Annotated in this window: 17 protein-coding genes; 6 read left to right on the plus strand and 11 right to left on the minus strand. The window is 73.0% G+C overall.

The genetic code is table 11. The annotated features are described in order from the left end of the window. Positions 1–2: 2 nt before the first annotated feature. Entirely contained in the window at positions 3–848 is an 846-nt protein-coding gene (locus tag ACIRS4_RS21115) for an enoyl-CoA hydratase/isomerase family protein (protein ID WP_404197993.1), read from the plus strand. Positions 849–851: 3 nt separating this feature from the next. On the opposite strand, the gene ACIRS4_RS21120 is transcribed toward ACIRS4_RS21115, so the two are convergent. Then, positions 852–1,772, minus strand: a complete 921-nt coding sequence (locus ACIRS4_RS21120) for a hypothetical protein (RefSeq protein ID WP_404197996.1) — start codon at positions 1,770–1,772, stop codon at positions 852–854. A gap of 81 nt (positions 1,773–1,853) precedes the next feature. Here ACIRS4_RS21120 and ACIRS4_RS21125 point away from each other — a divergent pair, with 81 nt between their 5' ends. Together ACIRS4_RS21125 and ACIRS4_RS21130 are read left to right on the plus strand one after the other, a co-directional pair. Next, positions 1,854–2,438, plus strand: a complete 585-nt coding sequence (locus tag ACIRS4_RS21125) for a flavin reductase family protein (RefSeq protein ID WP_404198144.1) — start codon at positions 1,854–1,856, stop codon at positions 2,436–2,438. Between the two features lie 91 nt (positions 2,439–2,529). Beyond that, a complete protein-coding gene (locus tag ACIRS4_RS21130) occupies positions 2,530–3,303 on the plus strand; it encodes a maleylpyruvate isomerase family mycothiol-dependent enzyme (RefSeq protein ID WP_404197998.1) in 774 nt (257 codons plus the stop codon). Between the two features lie 13 nt (positions 3,304–3,316). Here the strand turns inward: ACIRS4_RS21130 and ACIRS4_RS21135 are convergent, their stop codons facing one another. Continuing rightward, positions 3,317–4,624, minus strand: a complete 1,308-nt coding sequence (locus ACIRS4_RS21135; protein WP_404198001.1) for an MFS transporter — start codon at positions 4,622–4,624, stop codon at positions 3,317–3,319. 71 nt (positions 4,625–4,695) lie between these two features. Here ACIRS4_RS21135 and ACIRS4_RS21140 point away from each other — a divergent pair, with 71 nt between their 5' ends. Next, complete coding sequence (locus tag ACIRS4_RS21140) at positions 4,696–5,697, plus strand: GlxA family transcriptional regulator (protein WP_404198004.1); 1,002 nt, start codon at positions 4,696–4,698, stop codon at positions 5,695–5,697. Here the strand turns inward: ACIRS4_RS21140 and ACIRS4_RS21145 are convergent. From ACIRS4_RS21145 to ACIRS4_RS21165, 5 genes are read right to left on the minus strand one after another with little or no spacing between them, the layout of a single operon-like run. Next, the gene (locus ACIRS4_RS21145; protein WP_404198006.1) at positions 5,687–6,736 is read right to left on the minus strand and encodes a Zn-dependent alcohol dehydrogenase; all 1,050 of its coding nucleotides are present in this window, start codon (positions 6,734–6,736) and stop codon (positions 5,687–5,689) included. The genes ACIRS4_RS21140 and ACIRS4_RS21145 overlap by 11 nt on opposite strands. Next, complete coding sequence (locus ACIRS4_RS21150) at positions 6,736–7,887, minus strand: acyl-CoA dehydrogenase family protein (RefSeq protein WP_404198009.1); 1,152 nt, start codon at positions 7,885–7,887, stop codon at positions 6,736–6,738. Before ACIRS4_RS21150 ends, ACIRS4_RS21145 begins: the two co-directional genes overlap by 1 nt. 36 nt (positions 7,888–7,923) lie before the next feature. Then, a complete protein-coding gene (locus tag ACIRS4_RS21155; protein WP_404198012.1) occupies positions 7,924–8,049 on the minus strand; it encodes a hypothetical protein in 126 nt (41 codons plus the stop codon). Next, positions 8,046–8,231, minus strand: coding sequence for a hypothetical protein (locus ACIRS4_RS21160; RefSeq protein WP_404198015.1), 186 nt, complete (start codon positions 8,229–8,231; stop codon positions 8,046–8,048). The genes ACIRS4_RS21155 and ACIRS4_RS21160 overlap by 4 nt, the downstream gene beginning before the upstream one ends. After that, positions 8,228–9,139: an SDR family oxidoreductase gene (locus tag ACIRS4_RS21165; protein WP_404198018.1), complete on the minus strand. Its 912-nt coding sequence runs from the start codon at positions 9,137–9,139 to the stop codon at positions 8,228–8,230. Before ACIRS4_RS21165 ends, ACIRS4_RS21160 begins: the two co-directional genes overlap by 4 nt. 85 nt (positions 9,140–9,224) lie before the next feature. Between ACIRS4_RS21165 and ACIRS4_RS21170 the strand changes: the two genes are divergently transcribed. After that, positions 9,225–10,160: a cyclase family protein gene (locus ACIRS4_RS21170; protein WP_404198021.1), complete on the plus strand. Its 936-nt coding sequence runs from the start codon at positions 9,225–9,227 to the stop codon at positions 10,158–10,160. Positions 10,161–10,538: 378 nt separating this feature from the next. Here the strand turns inward: ACIRS4_RS21170 and ACIRS4_RS21175 are convergent, their stop codons facing one another. The 4 genes from ACIRS4_RS21175 to ACIRS4_RS21190 form a co-directional block, all read right to left on the minus strand. Continuing rightward, positions 10,539–11,042 carry an ATP-binding protein gene (locus tag ACIRS4_RS21175; RefSeq protein ID WP_404198147.1) on the minus strand — a complete coding sequence of 168 codons (504 nt, stop codon included), beginning with the start codon at positions 11,040–11,042 and terminating at the stop codon, positions 10,539–10,541. 557 nt (positions 11,043–11,599) lie between these two features. Next, positions 11,600–12,481 carry an acyl-CoA dehydrogenase family protein gene (locus tag ACIRS4_RS21180; RefSeq protein ID WP_404198023.1) on the minus strand — a complete coding sequence of 294 codons (882 nt, stop codon included), beginning with the start codon at positions 12,479–12,481 and terminating at the stop codon, positions 11,600–11,602. 1 nt (position 12,482) lies between these two features. Next, positions 12,483–13,619 (minus strand): acyl-CoA dehydrogenase family protein, encoded by a 1,137-nt coding sequence (locus ACIRS4_RS21185; RefSeq protein WP_404198026.1) that lies wholly within the window; start codon positions 13,617–13,619, stop codon positions 12,483–12,485. Positions 13,620–13,624: 5 nt separating this feature from the next. Continuing rightward, on the minus strand, positions 13,625–14,842 hold the full coding sequence (locus ACIRS4_RS21190) for an amidohydrolase family protein (protein ID WP_404198028.1): 1,218 nt from the start codon (positions 14,840–14,842) through the stop codon (positions 13,625–13,627). 220 nt (positions 14,843–15,062) lie between these two features. On the opposite strand from ACIRS4_RS21190, the gene ACIRS4_RS21195 reads away from it, so the two are divergent. Next, a complete protein-coding gene (locus ACIRS4_RS21195; RefSeq protein WP_404198031.1) occupies positions 15,063–16,592 on the plus strand; it encodes a class I adenylate-forming enzyme family protein in 1,530 nt (509 codons plus the stop codon). The last annotated feature ends 20 nt before the right edge of the window (positions 16,593–16,612 follow it).

The following is a 16,612-nucleotide window of genomic DNA, read 5'->3' on the forward strand; positions in this document are numbered from 1 at the left end:
GCATGGACAATTCCCCCGATGAATCCACTTGGACGGACAAGCCGGAAAGATCCGCTGACTCATTGGTACTGCACGCCACTGACAACCACGTCTCGACCCTCACCCTCAACCGCCCCGAGGCGCTCAACGCCGTCACCCCTGACCAGCGCGAACGCCTGATCCAGCACCTCGCGGACGCCTCCGCCGACCCGGAGGTCCGGGCGGTCGTCCTCACCGGGACCGGACGGGGCTTCTGCGCGGGCGCGGACCTGCGGGGCGGGGGCGGGACGGCGGCCGGGGAGCGAATCCCCGGCGACGTGACCCGGACCCTCCGGCTCGGCGCGCAGCGTCTCATCGCCGCCGTGCTGGACTGCGAGAAGCCGGTGATCGCGGCGGTGAACGGCACCGCGGCCGGCCTCGGCGCGCACCTCGCCCTCGCCTGCGACCTGGTCCTGGCGGCGGAGTCGGCGCGCTTCATCGAGGTGTTCGTCCGCCGCGGCCTCGTCCCCGACGCCGGCGGCGCCTACCTCCTGCCCCGGCTCGTCGGCCCTCACCGCGCCAAGGAACTGATGTTCTTCGGCGACGCCGTCACCGCGGCCGACGCCGAACGCCTCGGCCTGGTCAACCGGGTCGTGCCGGACGCCGAGCTGGACAAGACGGCCCGCGCCTGGGCGGAGCGTCTGGCCGGCGGCCCCACCCGCGCCCTCGCTCTGACCAAGCAGCTCGTCAACGCGTCCCTGGACACCGACCGCGCCACCGCCTTCGCGGCGGAAGCGGCCGCCCAGGAGATCAACATGACGACGGCGGACGCCCAGGAAGGCGTGGCGAGCTTCGCGCAGCGGCGCCAGGCGCGGTTCCGGGGGCGTTGAGGCTCAGGTATCCCGCCTCAGGATCCGCGGACTGCTCGAGTCCGGATCCCCGAAGAACACGAACAGCTCCGGCGACCGCTCCGTCCCCCCGGAAGACCAGACCGTCTCCTCACGACAGCCGTCCTCCCCCTCGCCCGCCCCGTCGACGGCGAGGCGGACGACCACGCTGTCCCGTACGCGACCCGGCTCCAGCCGCCAGCTCCCGGCGCCGTCGCACACCGCGAAGTCCGCGGTCGTCCGGAAGCTCGGCTCGCCCGGCATACGCGTCAACTCCGCCCGGCCGCCCGGAAGCAGCTCCAGCACGGCCCCGTCCTCGCCGCGCCAGACCCCGGCGACCCGTTCGACGGACAGCGCGGGTGGCTCGTACTCCTCGATGAGGCCCACCGCCGTGGCCACGGGCCCGCCGACGAGGGCGAGGACGAACAGCACGACGGAGGCGCCCGCGGCCCGCCACCACAGGCCCCAGTCGCTCTTCGGCCGCACGCGCGCGTACTCCATCGCGAGCACCGGCACCACACCGAGGGCGGCGAGGCAGGCGACCGTGACCGGGAAGGACAACCCCGCCCACACGGCCCCCCCGCCGGCCCACACCGCGCCGGCGAGCGTCACGCCCAGCAGACGGCGCGCCCACCGGGGCCAGGGGACGCGGCGCAGCACGACGTCGGCGACGACGGCCCCCGGCAGGATCTGCGCCCACGCGTGCAGCAGGCCCAGCACCGGCAGCAGCACCGGCGCGAAGAGGAACAGACAGAGCAGCCCGAACGCCGGGCCGAGGCCCGCGCCGTAGGGATCGGTGGCCAGCGCCTGCCAGAACAGCAGCGCGAACACCGCCGGAAGCTGCGCCGCCCCCGCTGCCACGGCCGCGGTCGATTCGGGCCCCGCCCACCCTGAACCCGCCCCGCGCCGCACACTCGCCCACCCCATGCGAGCAGCGTAGAAGTCACCGCCGGACCTCCCCGCAGCGCCCTTCCCATCTGATGGCCCGTCAGCTTCAATGGCGACATGATGGGACACGCAGGCATGGCGGCCGCCGCAGTCCGCCACCTCGGGAGCCGGCCGGTGGAGGCGCACCCCCGGCCCGAGTTGCGCTGCGTCCGCGAGGACGAACGGGCGCCGGTGGACCAGGGCGAGTTCCGGCGCGTGCTGGGCACGTTCGCGACGGGCGTCACGATCATCACGGCGCCGGCCGGCGCCGACGAGGACGCGCCCGCCGGCTTCGCCTGCCAGTCGTTCGCGTCCCTCTCCCTCGACCCGCCACTCGTCGCGTTCATGGTCGGCCGCACGTCCACGACCTGGCCGCGGATCGCTCGCGCGGGCGTGTTCTGCGTGAACGTGCTGAGCGCGGACCAGGCCGGCCTGTGCCGGGCCTTCGCGGTGAGCGGCGCCGACAAGTTCGCGGGCGTCGCCCACGACCCCGCCCCCACCACCGGCTCACCCCGTCTCACCGGCGCCGCCGCCTGGATCGACTGCACGATCCACGCGGTCCACACCGGAGGCGATCACCTGATCGTCGTGGGCAGGGTGAACGCCCTGGGCACCTCAGGGTCGGACGAACCGCCGCTGCTGTTCCACCGGGGCCGCTTCCTCTGACCACCCGCCCCTGCTGTCGCCCCCTTCAGGCGGGAAACGGGACGGACAGGGCACTGGACAGGACCTCCGAGCGGCGGACACGATCGTGCTCATGACACCTGAGGACGCCATCGTCGCCACTGCCGACCGGATCGCGGCGCTGCTGCAGGCGGGGGCCGACCCACAAACGCCGTTGCCAGGCGCGGAGTGGACGGTGGGGGAGGCGGCGGCGCACCTCGCGCTGGCGGGAAGGCTGATGGCGGACATCGGGGCCGGCGAGGACCGTCCCTACGGCGACGGGACGGCGAGCGGTCTCGCGGCGGCCAACCGTGCCGCTCTGGCCGTCCACCCGCAGCGGGACCCGGCGGTCCTCGGCGCGGAGATCGCGGACAGGGCCCGGGACTTCGTCGCGGCCGCGGCCGGCCGCGGTCCGCGGGAGGCGGTGCTGACGCCGATGGGGCCGATGGACATGGCCACCCTGGGCTCGTACCTGCTCACACACCTGCTCGGGCACGGATACGACATCGCGGTCGCGCTGCGCGGGCCGCACATGGTCGACCGGGAAGTGGTCGCGTTCACGCTGCCCTTCATGCGACTGGCCATGCCGCGTGTCGTGAACGCCGGCGCGGCCGGCCACCGTGCGTGCTACCTGTTGCGGATCGGCCCCGACCGCTTCGCCGTCACCTTCGCGGACGGCGTGCCCACGGTCACCGACACCCCGCCCCGGCGCCCCGACTGCACGATCGCCATCGACCCCGTCGCCTTCCTCCTCCTCGCCCTGGGCCGCTGGAGCGCCCCCACCGTCATGACCCGCGGCAAAGTCGTCGCCTGGGGCCGCAGACCGTGGCTCGGCCTGCGCTTCCCGATGCTCTTCACAGCGCCGTAGACGAGCGAGCGGCTCACCCGCGCGCTGCTCGCGCCCCCGCCTCCGGCCTCCTACGGATCACCAGGGCCATCAGGGCGGCCGCCGCGCACAGTGCGCCGGACGCGTACCAGACCATGTCGTAGGTGCCGAAGACGTCTCGGGCGACGCCGCCGAGGAAGGCGATCAGGGCCGCGCCGACCTGGTGGGCGGCGAGGACCCAGCCGAAGACGATGGCGCTGTCGTCGCCGTACTGCTCGCGGCACAGGGCCAGGGTGGGCGGGACGGTGGCGACCCAGTCGAGGCCGTAGAAGACGATGAAGAAGACCATCGGCAGGTGGACGGACGGCGCGAGCAGCATGGGCAGGAAGAGCAGGGAGAGGCCGCGCAGCGCGTAGTACACCGCCAGCAGGCGGCGGGAGTCGAAGCGGTCGGTGAACCAGCCGGAGGCGATCGTGCCGACGACGTCGAAGACGCCGATGACCGCGAGGAGCGAGGCGGCGGCCGTGACGGGCATGCCGTGGTCGTGGGCGGCGGGCACGAAGTGGGTCTGCACCAGGCCGTTGGTCGAGGCCCCGCAGATCGCGAAGGTGCCGGCCAGCAGCCAGAAGGGGCCGGTGCGCACGGCGGAGAGGAGGACGGAGACCGCCCTGCGCGCGGCGCCCGTCACCGGCGCGGGCTTCGGGACGAACTCCCGCGCGCCGTAGGGCTTCAGGCCCACGTCGGCCGGATGGTCGCGCAGCAGGAGCCAGACGAAGGGCACGACCACGAGGGCCGCCAGGGCGACCGTCAGCGCCGCCGGACGCCAGTCGTAGTGTGTGACCAGCCAGGACAGCAGCGGCAGGAAGATCAGCTGGCCGGAGGCGGAGGCCGCGGTGAGGATGCCGCTGACCAGGCCCCGCCGCTCGGTGAACCAGCGATCGGTGACCGTCGCGGCGAAGGCCAGCGCCATCGCCCCCGAGCCGGCCCCCACCAACAGGCCCCAGCACAGCAGCAGTTGCCAGGCCGAGGTCATGAACACCGTCAGTCCGGAGCCGGCCGCGATCACCGTCAGGGCGACGGCCACCACCCGGCGGATGCCGAAGCGGTCCATCAGCGCCGCCGCGAACGGCGCGGTGAGCCCGTACAGCGCGAGGTTGACCGAGACGGCAGCGCCGATCGTGCCGTGCGACCAGCCGTACTCCTCGTGCAGCGGGTCGATGAGCAGCCCCGGGACCGAGCGGAAGGCCGCCGCCCCGATGATCGTCACGAACGTGACGGCGGCGACGAACCAGGCACGGTGGACACGCCCGCGGGTGGGCTTCAGGTCTTCTGCGGCGGCGAGCACTTCGATTGTCCGGGTCACGCCATAGAGCTTCGGGTACGGCGTCGCGCACATCGAGTGGCCCGAAAGACAGCATTCGTTAGGATCGGGCCATGGAAACGGCCTCGGGCTTCCGCCCCCACCGCGTCGTCGTCCTCGCCCTGGACGGCCTGCTCCCCTTCGAGCTGGGCATCCCGCACCGCATCTTCGGCCGCCCCAAGGACGCCGCGGGCCGGCATCTGTACGAGGTCCTCACCTGCTCGATCCGCCCGCCCGGACCGGTCGAGACCGACGCCGACTTCGCGATCCATGTCGAGCACGGACCGCATGCGCTCGCCACCGCCGACACGGTGATCGTGCCGGCCTCCTACGAGCTGGGCCCCGTCTTCGAGGAGGGCGTGCTGACGGAGGACCTGGCCGCCGCACTCGGCCACATCCGCCCCGGCACGCGTCTCGCCTCCATCTGCACCGGCGTCTACGTCCTCGCCGCCGCCGGCCGCCTCGACGGCCGCCCGGCGACCACGCACTGGGCCGACGCCGACCGCCTCCAGCGCCTCTTCCCGCGGATCAAGGTCGACCCGGACGTCCTGTTCATCGACGACGGCGACGTCCTCACCTCCGCCGGGGTCGCCGCCGGGATCGACCTGTGCCTGCACATGGTGCGCCGCGACCACGGCACCGCCGTCGCCAACGAGGTCGCCCGCCGCACGGTCGTCCCGCCGCACCGCGACGGCGGACAGGCGCAGTACATCGAGCGGCCCATGCCCGACCCCCAGCAGGCGACCACGACCGGCGCCCGCGCCTGGGCCCTCGGCCGCCTCCACGAGCCGCTCCAGCTGCGGGACATGGCCGCTCAGGAGTCCATGTCGGTACGCACCTTCACCCGCCGCTTCCGCGAGGAGGTCGGCGTCAGCCCCGGCCAGTGGCTCACCCGGCAGCGTGTGGAACGGGCCCGGCACCTGCTGGAGTCCACCGACCTCTCCGTCGACCAGGTGGCCCACGACGCCGGCTTCGGCACCGCCCAGTCGATGCGCCAGCACCTCCAGACGGCGCTCGGCGTCACCCCGACCGCCTACCGGCGGACGTTCCGGACCGGCGCCGCCCTCAGAACGTGAGCACCGCCCTCGCCACCCGCCCCGCCTCCGCGTCCGTCGCCGCCTTCTCGAAGTCCTCGACCGGGTAGGTCCGGGTCACGAGTTCGTCCAGCAGCAGCCGCCCCTCGCGGTACAGCGCGGCGTACAGCGCGATGTCCCGCTGGGGGCGGGAGGAGCCGTAGCGGCAGCCCAGGATCGACTTGTCCAGGTAGAGCGACGAGACGAGGAAGGACGCCTCGGCGGTCGCCGGCGGCACGCCGAGCAGCACCGCCTGGCCGTGGCGGTCGAGCAGGTCGATCGCCTGCCGGATCAGCTCCACCCGCCCCACGCACTCGAACACATGGTCCGCCCCGGTCGGCAGCAGGTCCCGCACGCCCTCAGCCGAAGCCAGGAAGTCGGTGGCCCCGAACCGCCGCGCCACCGCCTCCTTCGCCGGGTTGGCGTCCACGGCGACGATCCGCCCCGCGCCCGCGATCCGCGCGCCCTGCAGCACATTGAGTCCTATGCCGCCCGTCCCGATCACGACGACGGACTCCCCGCGGTCCACACGCGCGCGGTTGAGGACGGCCCCCACGCCGGTCAGCACCCCGCAGCCGATCAGCGCGGCGGACGTCAGGGGGACGTCCTGCGGTATCCGCACCGCCTGCACGGCCTTCACCACTGTCCGCTCGGCGAAGGCGGAGTTCGACGCGAACTGGAACACCGGCCGCCCCGCGCGCGTGAACGGCCGCCCCGGCCGCCCGATGGCCCGCCGGCACATCGTCGGCCGCCCCCGGTCGCAGTCGGCGCACGTCCCGCAGTTGGCGAGCGTGGACAGGGCCACATGGTCCCCGGGAGCCACATGGGCGACCCCGGCGCCGACCGCTTCCACCACCCCGGCGCCCTCGTGCCCCAGCACCGCCGGCGCCGGGAAGGGGATCGTCCCGTCGACCACCGACAGGTCGCTGTGGCACAGCCCGGCCGCCGACACCGCCACGAGCACCTCCCCGGGGCCGGGATCGCGGACCACGAGATCGTCGACGACCTCCGCCCGCTTCCCGTCGAACACCACGCCACGCATCAGACGACTCCCTTGGGTTCTCTGGGAAGGCCGAGCACCCGCTCGGCGATGATCGTGCGCTGGATCTGGTCGGAGCCGCCGTAGATCGTGTCGGCCCGGGAGAACAGGAACAAGTGCTGTGACTCGTCGAGTTCGTACGGCGCGGCGGGCGACCAGTCGGCCGGACCCACCCCCGCGGCCGCGCCCCGCACCTCCACCGCGAGCTCCCCGAGCCGCTGGTGCCAGCCCGCCCACAGCAGCTTGGCCACACTGGGCGCGCCCGGCCCGCCCGAGCCGCCGAGCGTGCGCAGCGCGTTCCACCGCATCGCCCGCAGCTCGGCCCACAGCTCCACGATCCGGGCGCGGACGACGGGATCGTCGGCGGCGCCCGTATCCACAGCCGTGCGCACCACGCGCCCCAACTCCTCGGCGAACCCGATCTGCTGGGCCAGCGTCGAGACCCCCCGCTCGAAACCGAGCAGTCCCATGGCGACCCGCCAGCCGTCGCCGGCGCCGCCCACCACGTGCTCCGCGCGGGCGTGCGCCCCGTCGAAGAAGACCTCGTTGAACTCGCTCGTGCCGGTCATCTGCCGGATGGGCCGCACCTCGATCCGCCCGGGCTGGTCCATGGGCACGAGAAGGAAGGTCAGCCCGTGATGGCGGGTGGACTCCGGGTCGCTGCGGGCCAGCACGAAGCACCAGTCGGCCTCGTGGGCGAGGGATGTCCAGATCTTCTGCCCGGTGACGCGGTAGTCGCCGTCGGCCGTCCGCTCGGCACGCGTGCGCACACCCGCGAGGTCCGAGCCCGCGCCCGGCTCGCTGTACCCCTGGCACCACAGTTCCTCCCCGGCGGCGATCGCCGGCAGGAAGCGGCGCTTCTGGCCGGCGCTGCCGTGCGCGACGAGGGTCGGCGCGAGCAGGTTCTCCCCGATGTGCCCGGACCGGGGCGGGGCGCCCGACCGCGCGTACTCCTCGGCCCACGCGACCTGTTGGGTGAGGGTGGCGGTCCGGTTGCCGTATCCCCCTTCCGCCCAGCCGAGCCCGATCCAGCCGGCGCTCCCGAGGGTCCGTTCCCAGCCGCGCCGGTCGGCCTGTCCGCCGACGTGCGCGGCCAGCCACGCCCGCGCACTCTCCCGGAACTCGTCATCAGCCGCGGCAAACCCGAAGTCCACGCTGCCTCCTCCAGCCGGGGGGCCACACGGCCCCGCTCACGCATGTCGATGTGCGGTGCGTCGTGCGGGCGCGACCACCGCCGCCCAGAGGCGCGCCAGGGCCGCGTCGGCGTCGTCGCCTTCACTTCGCTCGCACGGATGGCCGAGCAGGTCGTCGATCACGGCGTCCAGCCGATCGCCGGGTGCCGGCCGAGGGGATCGGACGACGGCACTTCGCCGGCGGTCGGCCGTGAGCCGGAGGGGGAGCCGGTGAGCACCGACCCGTTCCGCATGACGGTGAGGGACGGCTCGCCGCCGGCTTTCCTCGAGGCCACCCCCTCACCCGCCCGCAGCTCCCCGCTCATGCGTTGGGCCGCGCTCCCTCCGCCGCTGCACGGGCCATTTCCTGCAGGCGTTCCAGCATCGGCATGGGGTCCGACCCCACCGCTCCTGCCAGCGCCTGGCCGATCCGCTCCGGCGTCCAGCCGTCCGAGGCGTAGGCCGAGCGGAGTTCGCGGGGCTGCGCCCACACCGCGATCTTCTCACCGGCGACCGTGTAGACCTGGCCGGTTATCCCCAGGCCGCGTGCGCGGTCCGACAAGAGGAAAGTCACCATGGCGGCGACGTCCTCCGGCTCGCCGATCTCCGCGAGTTCCGTCGGCACTCCCGCCGACATCCGGGTACGGGCCACGGGAGCCACCGCGTTGGCGGTCACCCCGTACTTGTGCAGGCCCAGCGCCGCGCTGCGCACCAGCGAGATGACGCCGCCCTTGGCCGCGCTGTAGTTGGCCTGCGAGACGGAGCCCTGGTGGTTGCCGCTGGTGAAGCCGATGAGCGTGCCGGACCGCTGGGCCCGCATGACCGCCGAGGCCGCCCGGAACACGGTGAACGTGCCCTTGAGGTGGGTGGCGACGACCGGGTCCCACTCCTCCTCGGTCATGTTGAACAGCATCCGCTCCCGCAGGATGCCGGCGACGCAGACGACCCCGTCGAGCCGCCCGTAGGACTCCGTGGCCGTGTCCACGACGCGTTGTCCGCCCGCCATCGTGGAGATGTCGTCGGCGACGGCGACGGCCTCCCCGCCGGCCGCCTCGATCTCCTTGACGACGGCTTCGGCGATCTCGCTGGTGGGTGAGGCGCCGGCCACCGAGACGCCGTAGTCGTTGACGACGACCCGCGCCCCCTCGGCCGCCGCCGCGAGCGCCACCGCCCGTCCGATGCCTCGTCCCGCGCCGGTGACGGCGACGACCTTGCCGCTCAAGAAGTTCCCCACGCCGGGCCCCTTCCCGCAGTTTCTGACGGACCGTTAGATTTTAGGGCCCGTCACTCAGTCGGGGACAAGCCCCGGGGAGGCACGAATGGCACTGCCCTCGCTCCATCCGGCGTTCCAGGACATCGCCAAGCGCGTCAACAACTGGGGGCGCTGGGGGGACGACGACGAGATCGGCACTCTGAACCTGATCACCGACGAGGTCGTGCGGGCGGCGGCGGCCGAGGTCCGCACGGGCCGCCGGGTCCCGCTCGCCCTCCCCCTGCGGGAGGACGGCGTGCAGACGGGGATGATCCCGGGGCGGGTCAACCCGCTGCACACCATGGTGCAGATCAACCAGGAGATCTTCGGGCCGGGCTCGGTGGCGTGCAGCGACGACGCCGTGACGATGGGCCTCCAGGCGGCCACCCACTGGGACGCGCTGACCCATGTCTCGCACTCCGGCAAGCTCTACAACGGCCGCCCGGCCGGCACCATCACCCCGCACGGCGGCGCGGAGTTCAGCGGCATCGACAAGGCGCGGCACGTCGTCTCGCGCGGAGTGCTGCTGGACGTGGCACGCGCGCGTGGCGTCGACCGGCTGGCCGGCGGTCACGCGGTCACGCCCGAGGACCTGGAGGCGGCCGAGGAGCTGGCGGGGACGCGGGTGCGGGCCGGAGACATCGTCCTGGTGCGGACCGGGCAGATGCGGCTCTACCTGGCCGGGGACAAGCACGGGTACGCGCATCCCTCGCCGGGGCTGTCGCTGCGCACTCCCGAGTGGTTCCACGCGCGCGATGTGGCCGCCGTGGCCGACGACACCCTCACGTTCGAGATCTTCCCGCCGGAGATCGACGACCTGTGGCTGCCCGTGCACGCCCTCGATCTGGTGGAGATGGGGATGCTCCAGGGGCAGAACTGGAATCTCGAGGAGTTGTCCACAGCCTGTGGAGAAGAGGCGCGCTATGCGTTCCTGCTGTCGGCAATGCCCGAGCCGTTCGTCGGCGGGACCGGAACCCCGGTGGCGCCGGTGGCGATCCTCTAGGGCGGCCCGGGAGGTTCGACGGATGGTGGCGCGCCGCTGCCCGCCCCGAGCACGGCACCGCGCGCCACCATCCGACTCGGCGTACCCTCCCCTCGGTTCCCCTCGGCCCTGAGGGCTCCGACGCCGAATCGGCGATCCGCACTCGTCGAGGGCCTCCGTCACCGATGCCCTCGTCGTCCCCTCACGGCGAATCGCTGACCACAAGCGTGATCAAACGGACACGTGACGTCAACACCCGATCGGCGATTTGTTACTTGCACCCCATTTGTGGTGGGCGCGCACGGAAGCACGCCCGGGCGCACCGAAGCCCGACGGGGACGCACGCGCCACATCCTCTGACACCGCGCACCGGCCGTACGGGGCTCCGCACCCCGCGGGTCACACGGCTTCGTACGCGATCCCCCCGTACGACGGTTTCTGACAGACCGTCGCCGTCCCGCCCGTCGGACCCGCGTCCGGCCCCGGCGCCGCGCAGCGGTCGAGTTCGCACCAGATGCGCTTGCCGGGACCCTCGACGCTCCAGCCCCAGCGGTCCGCGAGGCAGTCCACGAGGGCCAGTCCGCGGCCGCCCGTGGCGTCGTCGCCCACGCAGCGGGGGACGGGGGCGCGGTCGCTGCTGTCGGCCACCTCCAGGCGTACGACGCCCTCCCACGGCCCGTCGGCGCCCTCCGGGGCCCCGACCGCCGCGCCCGGCAGCGAGAGCCTCAGGACGGCCGGACAGCCCGTGTGGACCACGGCGTTGGTGACCAGCTCGGAGACGAGGAGGATCAGCGTCTCGGCGAGCGGCTCGTCGGCCTCTATCCCGGACCCGGCGAGGCGCGTACGGGCCCACCTGCGGGCGCGACCCACCTCAGTGGGGTCGGGCCGGATCTCCAGCTGCACTTGAAGCACCTGCACCGCTCACACCATCCGAACCGGCGGACACATGGCCGCGCGCCACGTGAGCCACGCAAGCCACGCGAGGACCATGACGACGAGGGCCACGATCGTAGCCATTTTCTGCATGACCAGAACAACAGTCAGGGGCAGAGTGACGGAACGTGAATCCCTTGAGAGACAGCTTGGTTGACGTACAGTCACCTCAACAAGCGCTTCGGGCATATTCCAGCGCGAAGGAGTACCCGTGCGGCATACTGTGCGACGCTCATCGCGGGGAGTCGAACGGACAGGGCCGTGACGGCCGTCCGCCCTGCGAGCAGCGGTGCGCACCCCCGTCCCCGGCGTCGCCCCAGGGGCTCGGCCGGCACGATCCGCGCTCACGGCAACTCGCATCTCACAGAAGGTACCGGAGCGACCACCCGACTCCGGGCCGTGACGGGTCACCGATCGGACACAACCGAATCTCACATTCCGTGACGATGACTTGCCACGATCAGTGACACACACCGCGCGATGCACCCCGCGCCTGCATATCACCGCAGGCAGGAGGCCTGCGGCGGCTAGCGCCCCGGCGTCGCCAGCAGGTCCTCGGCGAGGGCTTCCTCACTCTCCGTACCGCCCCCCGTACGTCTCGTGCGCACCCAGGAGCGCTTCAGCAGCAGATGAACCTCCGCCTCCCAGGTGAATCCCATCCCGCCGAACACCTGGAGGCAGTCGCGAGCTCCGCGCACGGCTGCCTCGTCGGCGAGCAGCCGGGCCGCCGCGACATCGGCCGGTCCGGCGGTGACGGCGGCCGCGTACACCGCGGCCCGGGCCACCTCCACGCGCACCAGCAGATCCGCGCAGAGGTGTTTGACGGCCTGGAAGGCGCCCACGGGCCGCCCGAACTGCTCGCGCGTCCGCGCGTGTCGCACGGCGAGCTCGCACGCGCGCGTGGCCGTGCCGAGCTGCTCGGCGGCGGTGAGGAGGACGGCGACGGGATCGGGGGCCGGGCGGCGGCCTCCCGGCGTCCGGTGCAGAGGGGTCAGCGGGTCCACCGACCGCAGGGGTTCCGCGCCCTCAGCGTCGCCCATGACGACGTCCGCCTCGGCCAGCCACTCCACCAGGCCGCCGTCGACCGCGGTGACCACCCTCTCGCCGGTCGCCGCGCCGGGCACCTCACCCGCCGCGAGAAAGGTGGCCGCCAGCGGGCCGGGCAGCAGGGCGCGGCCGGCCTCCTCGAAGGCCAGCACCGCTTCGGGCAGGCCCAGTCCGACGCCGCCGTCCGCCTCGGGCAGCCGGAGCGCGAAGAAGCCGGCCGCCCCGAGGTCCCGCCACAGCCGGCGGTCCAGCCCGGGCCGGGACACCGCCGCGCGCAGCTCCTCGGGGCCGAAGCGTCGCGCCAGCAGCTCCCGTACGCCGCCTCGCAGGTCCCGCTGGTCCCGCGTCAGCAGGAAACGCACGTCAGCCTCCCTTCGGCAGGCCGAGGATCCGCTCGCCCACGATGTTGCGCTGGATCTGCGAGGTCCCGGCGGCGATGGTGTACGAGAGGGAGGAGAGCCGGTCCAGGACCCAGGGCCGCTCCAGGTCGAGGGCGTCGTCGCCGAGGACGTCGGCCGCCGCGTCGTAGAGCTCCTGGCGCGTGTGCGAGTAGCCGAGCTTGAAGACCGAGCCGCCCGTGCCGGGCGCCCCGCCGCCCGAGGCCTCCGCCTCGCTCACGTTCCACTGGGTGAGCCGCCACAGCGCCCGCAGCTCGGCGTGGAGCCTGCCGAGCCGTCTTCTAAGGGCGGGGTCGTCCCAGCGGCCGTTGCGGCGCGCCTCGCGGGCGAGTTCGCCGAGGGTGCGCCGGCAGGCCACCACCTCTCCCGCGAACGCCGTACCGCGTTCGAAGGACAGCGTCACCATCGTCACCCGCCAGCCGTCGTTCTCCTCCCCCACCCGGTTGGCGACGGGCACGCGCACGTCGTCGAGGAACACCTCCGCGAACTCGGCGGATCCGGCGAGCGTCCGCAGCGGCCGTACGGTGACGCCGGGGGCGTCCATCGGCAGCGCGAGCCAGGTGATGCCCCGGTGCCGGGGAGCCGCCGGGTCGGTGCGCACCAGCAGTTCGCACCAGTCGGCGACCTCGGCGTGCGAGGTCCAGATCTTGGAGCCGTTCACCACGTAGACGTCGCCGTCGCGTCGCGCGCGTGTGCGCAGTGCCGCCAGGTCGGAGCCGGCGTCGGGTTCGCTGAAGCCCTGGCACCAGACCTCCTCGCCGCGCAGGATCGGCGCCAGCCAGCGCTCCCGCTGGGCCGCGGTGCCCTCGGCGGCGATGGTCGGCCCGGCGTGCAGCAGTCCGACGAAGCCCGCGCCGACGTAGGGCGCGCCCGCCTCCTCCGTCTCCTCCAGGAAGATCAGCCGTACGGTGGGGGAGGCGTCCCAGTGCACGTGCGCGTACCCGGCGTCGTACAGCATGCGCTGCCAGCCGAGGTCGTAGGCCCTGCGGGCCGGCCAGTCGTCCGGGGAGGGCTTGGGGGGCAGCGTAGGGAGCGCCTTGGCCAGCCATTCCCGCAGCCGGGCCCGGAACTCGGCCTCCTGCGGGGTGTCCGCGAGGTCCATCGGCGTCACCCCGAGCGGTCGGGACGGCGGTCGCGGTCGAGGTCCAGGCCGAGCATGCGGATGGCGTTGCCCCGCATCAGCTTGTAGACGGTCTCGTCGTCCAGGCCCTTCACATGGTCGAGGGCGACGTCCTTGGTGTGCGGGAAGGTCGAGTCGACGTGCGGGTAGTCCGTCTCGAAGGTGGCGTTGTCCCGTCCGACGACGTCCAGGGACGCCACGCCGTGCTTGTCACGGAAGAAGCAGCAGAAGATCTGCCGGTAGTAGTACGTCGACGGCGGCTCGGGGACGATGTCGCGGACCCCGCCCCAGGCGCGGTGCTCCGCCCAGACGTCGTCGGCGCGCTCCAGGGCGTAGGGAATCCAGCCCATCTGGCCTTCGGAGTAGGCGAGTTTGAGGGCCGGGAACTTCACCAGCACGCCGCTGAAGAGGAAGTCCATCATCGAGGCCATGGCGTTGTTGAAGCTCAGCGAGGCCTGGACGGCGGGCGGCGCGTCCGGTGAGGCGGCGGGCATCTGGCTGCTGGAGCCGATGTGCATGTTGACGACCGTGCCTGTCTCCTGGCACACCGCGAAGAACGGGTCCCAGTAGCCGGAGTGAATGGAGGGCAGGCCCAGGTAGGTGGGGATCTCCGAGAAGGTCACCGCGCGCACGCCGCGCCCGGCGTTGCGCCGGATCTCCGCCACGGCCAGCTCGACGTCCCACAGCGGGATCAGGCACAGCGGGATCAGCCGGCCGCCGCTGTCCCCGCACCACTCCTCGACCATCCAGTCGTTGTAGGCGCGCACGCAGGCGAGCGCGACCTCCTTGTCGTGCGCCTCGGCGAAGGTCTGGCCGCAAAAACGCGGGAAGGTCGGGAAGCAGAGGCTGCCCTCGACGTGGTTGAGGTCCATGTCCGCGAGCCGCGCCCCGGGGTCCCAGCAGCCGCGTCGCATCTCCGCGCGCGTGATGCCCTCCAGCGTCATCTCGTCGCGGTCGAAGCCGACGGCGGCGATGTTGCGCTTGTACGGGAACTGGAGGTCCTCGTAAATCCACCAGTCGGTGGGCGGACCGTCGGGGTCCATCGTGATCCGGTACTTGCCGCCCACGTACGCCAGCTCCCCGATCCCGGCCGTGAGGGGCTTCGGGCCGCGGTCGTGGTACTTGCGCGGCAGCCAGGTCTCGAAGAGGTGCGCGGGCTCGATCACGTGGTCGTCGACGCTGATGATGCGGGGCAGTTCGGTCATGGTCCCCTCCGCCTGGCGGACGCGTGCTGAAAGGCCGCAGGTGCCACGGCCGGGTCCGCGGGCCGTGGTCCGACGGGCGTGGTCCGGCGGGCACGTCATCTGATGGCCCGTCAGATCTGTTCTGCCCAGCAGGCTAGTCCGCGACCCCTGGACCGACAAGGCGACGAGCCCTACGCTCTGCCCACAATCTGACTGTCCGTCAGTTCTTGAGGGGGCCGCCGTGACCGATACCGCCCACGCCCTGAGCGCGTCCCGCACTCTCTGGGACCTGCTCGACCGCCGCGCCGCCCTCACCCCCGACCGCCCGGTCCTCCTCCAGGGCGACCGCGCCCTGACCTTCGGCGGGCTGCGCGAGCGCGCCGAGCGCACCGCGGCCGGCCTGTACGGCATGGGCGTACGCCCTGGCACGGTCGTCGCCTGGCAGCTCCCCACCCGCCTCGAGACGGCCGTGCTGACCTTCGCGCTGGCCCGGCTGGGCGCCGTGCAGAGCCCGGTCATCCCGTTCTACCGGGACCGCGAGGTCGGCTTCGCGCTGCGCGAGTCCAAAGCGGAGTACTTCGCCGTGCCCGGCGTGTGGCGGGGTTTCGACCACGGCGAGATGGCGCGCCGCCTGGGCGCGAAGGGCGTCTTCGAGGCCTACGACGACCTGCCCGAGGGCGACCCGGCCGTGCTGCCCGCCCCACCCTCCGACGGCACGTCCGTACGCTGGATCTACTGGACCTCGGGGACCACCTCCGACCCCAAGGGCGTGCTGCACACCGACCGTTCGCTGATCGCGGGCGGCTCCTGCCTCGCCCACGCGCTGCGCCTCACCGCAGGCGACGTCGGCTCGATGGCCTTCCCGTACGCGCACATCGCCGGCCCCGACTACACGGTCATGCTGCTGCTGTACGGCTTCCCGGCGGTGATGTTCGAGCAGTTCGCGATGCCGGACGCGCTGGCGGAGTACCGGCGGCACCGGGTGACGGTGGCGGGCGGTTCCACGGCGTTCTACTCGATGTTCCTGGCCGAGCAGCGCAAGCGTCCCGGCGCCCCCGTGATCCCCTCGCTGCGGCTGCTCGCGGGCGGGGGCGCGCCCAAGCCTCCGGAGCTGTACCACGCCGTGGTGCGCGAGATGGGCGTCCAGCTCACCCACGGGTACGGGATGACCGAGGTGCCGATGATCACCATGGGCTCGCCCGACGACACCCCGGAGAACCTGGCGACGACGGAGGGACGGCCGCCGCGGGGCATGGAGATACGGGTCGCGCCCGACGGGGAGGTGCGGCTGCGCGGGGAGGCGGTCTGCCGGGGCTACCTCGACCCCGCGCAGACAGCCGAGGCCTTCGACGAGGAGGGCTTCCTGCGCACCGGGGACCTGGGCCGGGTGACCGGCAGCGGCCATCTCGTGCTCACCGGCCGGCTGAAGGACGTGATCATCCGCAAGGGGGAGAACGTGTCGGCCAAGGAGATCGAGGACCTGCTGCACACCCACCCGGCGGTGGGCGACGTGGCGGTGATCGGACTGCCGGACCCCGAACGCGGGGAGCGGGTGTGCGCGGTGGTCGAACCGGCGGCGGACCGTGCGGCGGACGCGGGCGCGCTGACCCTGGACGCGGTGACGGCCCACCTGCGCGCGGAAGGGCTGTCGCCGCACAAGCTGCCCGAGCAGCTGGAGGTGGTGGACGCCCTGCCTCGCAACGAGACGCTGCGCAAGGTGCTGAAGTACAAGCTGCGGGAGCGGTTCTCGGCCGCACCGCGCACGCCGTGAAGAGGGCGGCCGGCGTCCGG

It is taken from the genome of Streptomyces sp. NPDC101166 (assembly GCF_044768125.1).
Taxonomy (GTDB): Bacteria; Actinomycetota; Actinomycetes; order Streptomycetales; family Streptomycetaceae; genus Streptomyces.